This window comes from Neorhodopirellula pilleata (genome assembly GCF_007859915.1).
GTDB classification, from domain to species: Bacteria; Planctomycetota; Planctomycetia; order Pirellulales; family Pirellulaceae; genus Rhodopirellula; species Rhodopirellula pilleata.
In genome coordinates this window covers 948,311-958,297 of sequence record NZ_SJPM01000002.1, presented here as the reverse complement: position 1 = coordinate 958,297, position 9,987 = coordinate 948,311, and the positions used below count along the sequence as shown (strand labels likewise).

The 9,987-nt window shown below is 54.2% G+C and carries 6 protein-coding genes; 2 read left to right on the top strand and 4 right to left on the bottom strand.

The features are described 5' to 3' along the window. Positions 1-439: 439 nt before the first annotated feature. Entirely contained in the window at positions 440-1,594 is a 1,155-nt protein-coding gene (locus tag Pla100_RS08625; protein WP_146577219.1) for a DUF1559 domain-containing protein, read from the bottom strand. A 332-nt stretch (positions 1,595-1,926) separates the two neighbouring features. Between Pla100_RS08625 and Pla100_RS08620 the strand changes: the two genes are divergently transcribed. After that, entirely contained in the window at positions 1,927-3,411 is a 1,485-nt protein-coding gene (locus Pla100_RS08620; protein WP_231602850.1) for an arylsulfatase, read from the top strand. Between the two features lie 146 nt (positions 3,412-3,557). Here the strand turns inward: Pla100_RS08620 and Pla100_RS08615 are convergent, their stop codons facing one another. From Pla100_RS08615 to Pla100_RS08605, 3 genes are all read right to left on the bottom strand, one after another. Further along, complete coding sequence (locus tag Pla100_RS08615; protein ID WP_146577218.1) at positions 3,558-4,685, bottom strand: hypothetical protein; 1,128 nt, start codon at positions 4,683-4,685, stop codon at positions 3,558-3,560. 955 nt (positions 4,686-5,640) lie between these two features. Continuing rightward, positions 5,641-7,680, bottom strand: a complete 2,040-nt coding sequence (locus Pla100_RS08610; RefSeq protein ID WP_146577217.1) for a protein kinase domain-containing protein — start codon at positions 7,678-7,680, stop codon at positions 5,641-5,643. Next, positions 7,677-8,333, bottom strand: a complete 657-nt coding sequence (locus Pla100_RS08605) for an ECF-type sigma factor (RefSeq protein WP_197167777.1) — start codon at positions 8,331-8,333, stop codon at positions 7,677-7,679. The genes Pla100_RS08610 and Pla100_RS08605 overlap by 4 nt, the downstream gene beginning before the upstream one ends. 194 nt (positions 8,334-8,527) lie before the next feature. Between Pla100_RS08605 and Pla100_RS08600 the strand changes: the two genes are divergently transcribed. Then, positions 8,528-9,334 (top strand): PEP-CTERM sorting domain-containing protein, encoded by an 807-nt coding sequence (locus Pla100_RS08600; RefSeq protein ID WP_146577215.1) that lies wholly within the window; start codon positions 8,528-8,530, stop codon positions 9,332-9,334. The last annotated feature ends 653 nt before the right edge of the window (positions 9,335-9,987 follow it).

Here is a 9,987-nt window from a genome sequence, read left to right as displayed (position 1 = left end):
CGATTCTGGGGGAGGGGGGCGTTGTGCGCGGTCGGTCAAAATCAGACTCGCAATCCGCTTCGCTGCGTTTCGCAATGGCCAAACCTCAAAACGCAGAACCGATTTCGTCCTTGGTGAATAATGCGGGATGATGCAAGCGGCCACATCACGACGATTGAAGTGCCAGCGATTGCACCTGATCCGAAAGATACCGTGATTGCATTGGAATACGATGCACCAGTCGAAATAGATCCCAATTCAAAGGGCGCGTACTTCTGGTCAAAGAGTACGGGTGTCAAGCATAACAACAACTAGATCGCCTAACGAATAGGCATCAAATTAGGGCTCGATCGGAAATTAAGTTTCCGATTTGAATGTAGTGGACGAGGCAACGAGTCCTTCATGCCGTGACTCGTTGCCTCGTCCACTACACCATGACAGTGCAGGCAAAGCCCGATACTTAAAAGTCTGTGCTGATGACTTCCTTCGAGGCCCGAGTCCCCAACGAGCCCCACAAGCCATACTTGCTCTGTTCGCCCGCACCTGCGGGTGCAGCGGCTTTATTGCCCGCCTCGATGCTGTCGGTAATGAACTTCACTGCACCGTCGCCCATCAGGACATGAGCGCCCCCCTGGTGCCGACTGCCCACGCTTGAAACTCCCTGGTTTATATCATTTGTTCCCATTACGCACGAAATGCTGTTGGGGGGCAAAATGGTTTGGACCGACGTGTAAACGATTTCGCAATCAGCCCATCGATAGCCTCGGCTAAGAAAATCCGAGAGAACACCGCCAGTAAAAAACTGGGGACGCGTTGGATCAATTGGGGTCTCGCACAAGCTTGGATTGGCGTGCAGGGTTTCATCGCGTCCTGTCGATACATCAGCGATGTTCTCGTTGGTACCGATGCTGGTCACGATCTCTCCCATGGCTACGGTGTTAGCCAAACCATCTAAGCAGTCGCGGAATTTCATTGTATTCCGTATCCAGAAGAATCCACGGTTGGTTGAGCGTGCAACACTCGCAGCGGCTGATTGGCCCGTACCGCCGGTGCCATTTTGTTCGTCAAAATCGGTCATGGCTGCATCTTGGTAGTCCCAATTTCCATCCTGGTTTCGCCCTCCTGAGTGCACCAAATAAATGGTGTCTCCAACACATGCAGCGTAGTTGGAACGAGCCAAGGCGGGCAACCCAACCCCCGGATCGCTTGGGCAGCGAAAGGCGGGCAATTCGGTGACCCAGGGCTTGTAGGCTGAATCCCAAGGGACGGGCCCCATCGATGGGAAGCCACCGGTCGGGTTGCTAATTTGCTCCCAAATCGCCTGTTGCTCAACGAACGGCGTGATGCCAACAAGCATGCTCAAACGCAATCGGTTAGTGTTACCACCGTTGCCAACGGTTCCGCCACCGTGAGTAGGCAGTTGATCGTAGGCTGCGTGATAGTTGTGAATGCCAAGCCCGATCTGCTTGAAATTGTTGCTGCAACTCATCCGCCGTGCGGCTTCTCGGGCTGCCTGCACAGCGGGAAGCAATAAACCGACAAGGACGCCGATGATGGCGATGACTACGAGTAGTTCCACCAATGTGAAACCGGAGTGGGAAGAAGGACGCTTCATTGATCTTTCCTGGGGAAATGCACCCGAAAACGGTGCTAGGGACATAAGAAGGCCAATACGGCAGAATAGAGTTATCATAGTGGACAAAGCTGTGTTTGTGATAGGGATTCTTGCAATCTCCTTATAGGTCACACCTGCCTGGTGTGACCTGTTTCCTTCAGTATTGCACCTGGAAGGTACGCCCCGCACTCTGAGTCGGTACATTATTCTGTTCCAACTCACCAAAATACGTGGGATAGGCTTCCAGCCTGTCGTGTACTCCTAGACAGGCTGGAAGCCTATCCCACTTATTGTCCCGACGATGCTAAATTAAATAGAAATAGGAAACTGAAATGAAATACCGTCATCAGCATGTTGTCGCCGCCTTCATGTGTATCGCGATGGGTGCGCATTCTTATGCACAGGAGAAAACATCCGAAGGCTCTTCCGAGGTGCGCATGACGCCCCCAAATATCATCTATGTACTTGCCGATGATTTGGGATATGGCGACTTGAGTTGCTTAGGGCAGCAGCATTTTAAGACCCCGAACATTGATGCGTTGAAAGCGAAGGGGATGTTCTTTTCGAACCACTATTCCGGCAGCACGGTCTGCGCACCGTCGCGATCCGCGCTGCTGACCGGACAGCATACCGGCCACACCTTTGTGCGCGGCAACAAGGAAATCATGCCGGAAGGCCAGCATCCGATGCCTGCAGAGGTAGTAATGCTCCCGGAGATTCTGAAAGAGGCTGGCTACGTCAGTGGCGTGTTTGGTAAATGGGGACTCGGTTTCCCTGGTTCTGAGGGCGAGCCTTTGAAACAGGGCTTCGATGTTTTCTATGGTTACAACTGCCAGCGTCTGGGGCATCATTACTATCCGCACCACCTTTGGGACAATGTCCAAAAGGTGGTGTTACAGGACAACGCTGGAACGGCCAAAGGAACTTATGCCCCGACTCTGATTCACGAGAAGACCCTCCAATTCATTGAGGACAATAGGGACCAGCCGTTCTTTGCCTACGTGGCCTCCATCATTCCCCATGCCGAATTGGCGGCTCCGGAAAAGTACATGAATCGGTTCAGTGATCACTTTGATGAACCCAAGCAGTATCGCGGCGTTGATGATGGGCCGAACTTCCGCAATGGGCCCTATCAGTCGCAAGCAAAACCCCGCGCCGCATTCGCAGCGATGATTACCTTGCTGGACGACCAGGTGGGTGAAATCGTTGCGAAGTGCGAGGAACTCGATATTGCTGATAGAACGCTGATCATTTTTTCGTCTGACAACGGAGCCCACCAGGAAGGCGGAGCCGATCCAAGTTTCTTCAACAGCAATGGACCGTTTCGTGGTCACAAACGCGATCTGTATGACGGCGGTGTGCATGTGCCGATGATTGCATACTGGCCAGGGAAAATCGCCGCTGGTTCCGAGTCGGATCATATTTCCGCCTTCTGGGATATGGTTCCAACGTTTACCGAACTGGTCGGACTTCCAGCACCGAGCAATACGGACGGCATTTCCATTTTGCCTACCCTTCTAGGCAATGAGACGCAGGCAGACCATCCGTATCTGTATTGGGAATTCCATGAGCGTGGCGGACGGATCGCGGTGCGGATGGGAAAGTGGAAAGCGGTCCGCTACGAAGTGCTAAAGAAACCGAACGCTCCGATGCAACTGTTCGATCTTGAATCCGACCCCGGCGAAGAAAGTAACATTACCAGTGCAAATCCAGAGGTCGTTTCGCGAATTTTGGGCATCATGCAAAATGGCGGGAGCTTGGGGACACGACACTTTGCCAGTCTATCCGCATGTAGCTCAACAAAGCTACATCCCTGATTCAACAACAGTCGCCTGCACCGAAGCGTCGACAGCTTTGGTTTTGCCGGGTCTGCCGGCGTTTGCGACGAGAAAAGTGCATGCCTCATCCACGATCGGCCTGTTGGGCCGATGAGCTGAAGCAAATAAGATGCTGATCCCGGACCTTAGTCCGTGACCGCGAATAGCTCGCGTGCCCGGCGACGCAAATGATAACGTCGATGAGTGCCGTGACTCCGCATGGAGTCGACACTGTCGGGGCTACCAGCAACGGTGCAGAACAGCTTGCCGAAGTCGCTAACCAACTCACACCAAGACGCTTGATCCAAACCGAGTCGCTGGAGAAGGGACGGGACACTTGCGGGTGTCTTGCCACGTTTGCCTGGGGCCGCCTGACGGGCCGTCCAGTCCAATAGTTCCAAGTAGTCCGCCAGCGACATCGCTAAGAATCCTTTGTCACTGCAACGCTCCGGCTTGGCACTGCCACACGGGCCGATCGGATCAAGCAGCTCGTCGATCGAAACAGGCGACAGAAACGAATCGCGACGATGCCGCAATTTCGCGATCGGTTCGGATCGCTCGCCCGTGGCTTCGTCGGGTGGCGTTTCGTGACGTGTCGCTTCGTCGGGTGGCGTTTCGTGAACTTCTTCATGCTCGGCCTGGATTCGCCGCTGAGCCGAGGTGAAATCGCTGTCTTCGAGCCGCTCGCACATCGCCGCCCGAATCGGATTGAGATCCACATAAGCCGCACAAGCCAACACAGATGCCTCATCGGTGAGCCGAGTCGCCTTGTATCGATCCTGGAAAAAGCGACCGTGTTCTTCGTCCTCACGGTTGGCCCGCATTGCCACACGCTGGCACAGCAACCGCATCCACCAACTCAGATCACTCAAACGACGGCGAATCTCTTCACGCTTAACCGGACAACCGGCGATGGAGTTGATCTCCGGTTGGGTCGGTTCCATCGGCGACCCGTCCGCCTTGCGATGGCTGGGGCACAGCATCATCCAACGACGGGCAACTTCTTCATCGCTCCAAGTCGCAACGACGTCCGGTCGAGACCTAAGAATCAAATGGAAATGATTTGAAAGCAAACTATAGCAAAGCAGATCGATTCCGAAATACGCCGCGAATTGCTGCAAATATTCCTCGATCCAGCGTTTGCGATGGTCGAAGTTCTTCCCAGAGACAGGATCATCGCCCATGAGAAAGCACCGTCTGACGGTACGGCTAAACACGTGTCCGACCGCGACTTCGCCCGGATCAAAAACTTCCGCTCGACTCATCCGTGCCATCACGCACCTCAGTGGTTACCAACTCAGCAAACTCGACCCCGTCATGATTACCGCTACAGGGTGCCAAGTCAATAGCCTCTGCGGTGCTATGTCCCCAAGATCATGGCTGACCGGGGCCGTGTGGAGTCACCGACCTAGCCGACTCAGCACATCGAACCTCGACGCTTAAGTGCGATCACTCAACCGCAGTGATCGCACTTTTTTCATGCGCGGCCAGCCCATGAGGTCCGCCACGTCGCACGCGCCCCGAATCCCTTCTCCAAAATTCTCAGCAATTCGGCAAAAGGCTCTCCAGCACCCCCAAAACCCTACAGTCCTAATTCGGCAAAAAGTACGACCGTAATTCGGTCGGTAACAGCTAATCGTTCTTCGTAAGAAACTTTCATTCTCTATCCAAAACCGGTTTTATCCCGGCACACCCTGGAATGGCTTCGCCGGGGTCAGGCTGGGTTTTCGGTTTTCAGGGCCAGGGAGCGTTTGAGGTTGTTGATCGGATGCCTTTGGCTCGTCGACTCGGCCATCCGCTTCGTCGATCAGTGAACCAATCTAGACGATTTCCCCGGATATGCCAAACCGAATTGTGCCGGAAGATCGCGATGATTTGGTCGCGTCGGTGCGGGAACCCAGTGACTCGCGAAAACCGAAAACCCAGCCTGACCCCGGCGTGAGCCGACTTCCGTAGCCGGCTTGGCCGATCGTGCTGGAATGGCTTCGCCGGGGTCAGGCTGGGTTTTCGGTTTTCAGGGCCAGGGAGCGTTTGAGGTTGTTGATCGGATGCCTTTGGCTCGTCGACTCGGCCATCCGCTTCGTCGATCAGTGAACCAACCTAGACGATTTCCCCGGATATGCCAAACCGAATTGTGCCGGAAGATCGCGATGATTTGGTCGCGTCGGTGCGGGAACCCAGTGACTCGCGAAAACCGAAAACCCGGCCTGACCCCGGCGTGAGCCGACCCTATGGTTGTTTTTGGGTCTGAAATTCTCGTTCCCATTGAGTGTCAATCAGTTGAACGCGGAATCCGTTGACGGTTGATTTCGCTTCCGCGCCTTCTCCTTCGGAGAGGTCAAACATGCCGACAGTCGAAGATTCGACAGCGAGGATGTTGTGAACCCGTGCAGCAGGTTGAAGCTCCTCGCCCTTGGAAATTCTGACTTGGTGGATAATTCCCGCGAAGAATCTTGTCCCTTGGTGTCTTGGCAGAAGACCATCGGGAAGTCCTCCAAAGCAAAGTGATCGGCGGCTGGATACAAGCTCGTATTCCCCGCGTCGCGTGGGCACTTGACTACCATCGACCCAAAGCTCGAGCTGATCACCTTTTCGCTTCGCGGCGAGAAGGTACTTGCGCCCGATTTCATACGAATCTCGGCTGACCTCAAGGTGAGATTCTCCATCGTTGAGCGATGCGACACCCCATTTCTGATCGAAGCCTGCAAACAGTACGAACAGGTCGTCGCCGCCCCAAGTCACAAGGTTGCATGGCAATGGGCCAGTCTGCGGGGTCGCGATCACTTCGATCATAGCTGGGCCATCTAACTCCACGTCAAAGTCTTGAACCTCGGCATAGCTGGTCCGTCCGTTGAACAATAAGCCATCACTCAGGTTTGACGAAGAGCTCGACTCATTGATATCACTCGAACGCGAGCCGAAATTGCCTCGCCCAATTGCGAATCCGATCGCCGCCAAAATCATTGCGGCCACAGCAACCCATGGCAGCCAGCCGTCGCGAAGATTCCAGCCAGCTTGGGGAGCCGCAAAATCGCTCGAAGTCAGGCTGCGAATTTGAACCAACCTCTTGAGCACCGTCTGCATCGAAGCAGGACGGTCGTCGACAGATTTACTCAGCATGGAATGGACCAACGCGGAGAGCCCATCAGGCAGTGCTTGACCTGCCATTTCTGAACAAAGCATTGGCGGTTGGGCGTTGATGTGCTCCAACAGTGTGTCGATGGGTGATTCGCCCACGAACGGAGGCTTTCCCGTCAGCAGAAACATCATTGTGCAACCAAGACTGTAGATATCGGTTCGGACATCCACGACGTTGGGAGTTCTGGCCTGTTCAGGAGAGAGGTATTCGGCGGTGCCGACTACTTGATGGTCCGCAGTCAGCGGCGTTGAACCAGTGTTGGCATCTCGCTGTTCGAGCAGCTTGGCCAGTCCAAGATCGAGCAACTTGACATTGCCATTGCCATCACGCACCAAGTTGCTTGGCTTCACATCGCGGTGAATGTATCCAATCGAATGCGCATAGTCCAAACCTTTCGCAGCTTGGATCGCAACATCCAGTGCCTCCTCCACTGGTAACGGTCCCTGCTCCAGTACGATCTCGCCAAGGTCACGCCCTTGGATCCACTCAGTTACCAGATACAACGAACCATCTTGCAGGCGCGCATCATAGGCCGTCACGACATTTGGGTGGCTCATCTTCGCGACCGATTTGATTTCACGTTCAAAGCGAAGCAAGCTCGATGGGTCTTGGCTGGTGCGAAGTGTAAGAGCCTTGATCGCGACGATTCGTCCCATCAATTGGTGATGCGCGCGATACACGCTCCCCATTCCCCCACGTCCGATTCGCTCTTCGATGACATAGTCGCCGATCTGTTGCCCCTTTCGCAGTTCATTTTCTTCGGCGAGTCCCGATGCGGTTTGGCTGCTTCCCGTCGTGGTCGTTTTTGGCAACAAGATGTCTCGGATTGCCTGCTCGTCGACAGTTGGAAATTGGTCGACAAAGTCATTGAGTCGAATCGAGTCTCCAGCTAGTCGTTTGTAGTGCACATCCATGGTGATCAATTCCAAGGCAAGGGCCCGGAATGCATGAACGTCCTCGAGCTCAACGGACTGCACGAATTCGGCGAGTGTTGGTCGTTCCGACTTGGCCCAGAGTTTCTCGTAGCGATCACACCAAAGATTGACCGCAAGCATTTGCTGAGTAGAAAGCTGTTCAAAACTTGTGTCTTCGTCGCCACACCGATGGCTTGCATCCCTCGCGTCATTCATTGTGAGCAAGACTCCCACAATGCACTCACCGTCTTCAGTTTCCGCTGCACGGTCCGAGGCGAGCAACCCAAATCCGTTGCGATCTGACTCGGACCGCTGCCTTCGAGGCTTTGCACTGCGATTTCTCTGAGGTCGGTGTCACCAGTTGCATCAAGCATCTTGAGCAGCTTTTCGAATGACTCGGCTGCCAAGGCGAGCTGTTCTGGTGTAGGTTCCGAACCGATTAGCTCCTCCACATTGACTGGACCCGTGGTTCGACGAGGAGAAGTTGCAGGCTCACTATTTGGCGATCGTTTCTGACGGTTTTCGTATCGAATCTGGTCGACCGATTTGCGAAGCGTGATGGTAACCAGAAGCGGCCATAAGTTGGTCGACGCATGCTCCGTATCGTACTTTCCTCGCTGCAAACCCAAGCAAAAGCTCTTGAACGCACTCAGAGCGACGTCCTCCTCGTCACGAACGGCTCCAGGCACACCCCGCAATTGCTTGCGTGCAAGCATGACCATCCGTTGAAAGTACATGTCCCACAACCGACGAGTTGCCTCACTGTCACCGTCACGAAGACGAAGTCGCCATTGGCCAGACGAGTGCTCAGCGTTCGAGTGCTCAGCGTTCGAGTGCTCAGCGTTCGAGGAGACATTCAGCGAATCCATGGAATGTTGGTTCTCGTAAAATAGCTGTTTTCGTTCAAAAACGCTGGGGAATTGGCCGTCTCGGACCTCCATTATGGACGTCGGAATAATTCTGACCAGGGTTTTTGTCGCGAATCTTGTCCAATGTCGAACTAACCAATAGGGGAACGATTTGTAGAACAAGCATACCGAGAAACCTGATAGAGGTCGCTGCTGTGATCATCCAACCAACCAAAAGCACTTCTTCGTCTCTGGCGTTGATTGTCGCCGTCGCGGCAGCATGTTGGATCGGCCGATGTGATGCTGCCGTTGTAACGGTTACCAATCCAGGTTTTGAAGACATCAGCGGCGAGTCTCCATTCAACGAGTTCACCTTCGGACCTCTCAACGGCTGGGGCTTGTATGACCCCGGTGGAATCACCAACGGAGGTGCCGGTGGAACCTACTACATTGGAACGCTCACTCCCAATCCGCCAACCAACTTCACCAATGGAGCCTCCGAAGGCCAACGGGTTGCAATCGCATTCAACTTCTTTGGAAGTGGAGGACAAGGAGAATACGGACTCCAACAGACGCTCACCGAAACACTCCAGGCGAACACGAGCTACTCGCTACAAGTGGATATTGGGAACATTGCCTCCGGCACAGCCCAGAACGGTCAATTCTTCAATCTCGACGGATTTTCTGGATACCGAGTGGACTTGCTCGCTGGCGGCGTGTTGCTGGCTCAGGACAATAACTCGCTGTTCGGTGCGATCGCTGAAGGGCAGTTTGGCACCAGTGTGGTCAACTTCAACACGGGGACTTCTCATGCTCAATTGGGCGAAACGCTCCAGATTCGCCTCGTCAATCTGAATCAAGTGGACCCGTCTTTCCCGTTGGCCGATCTGGAAGTCGATTTCGACAACGTGCGACTCAATGCCTCGGCTGTTCCCGAGCCCTCCAGCATTGCCGTGCTTGGCTGCCTGGTGTGCGGATGGGCGCTGCGACGCAGGCATCGGGCGACTTCATTTGATGCCTAGTTTGCCTTTGTGAAGATCGAGTTCGGATTCCAATTCGCGAATTAGTGTGGTGATTGCATCACGTTCATCTTCCAACTCCACGAGTCGACCTTGGTATCGCGTCGTCAGCGTCGAGGGCAACCTCGCATCGTCTTTAGGCCAATTCAGGGGCCACCCATATTCTGTAGACTCACCACGCTACTTTCCGTATATTATCCTGCTGCCCCCCCCCCCAACTCGACAACGGGAAAACGGATGCCACGCGAACCTCGTTATGAAGTCGCTGATCCCGCTGAAGTGCAGGTTTTTCATGCCATCCAGCGTTGTGTTCGCCGTGCCTTTCTATGCGTGGAGGATCGTTTTTCGGGGGCAATCCTATGAACACCGGCGTGGCTGGATTCGTGAACGCTTGGAGTTCCTGGCCAGCGTTTTTGGAATTGACTGTCTCACATACACGGTGATGGTGAAGTAATCACAATGCCCTCCTTGGCAGATTTGTGTTCAAGGGGTTTCAGTTGGTTTTCATGATCGGAGTGGTCAGTTCGGTTGGTGTTTTTTGTAGACCCTGTCGATTGTGATCGACCAGTAGTGTAATCATAGGGACAGAGCACTTTTCCAAGGGTTGACTTTGCCGCTCGTGAAAGTGGTGCCACCCACGAATGGCACAGTCTTTG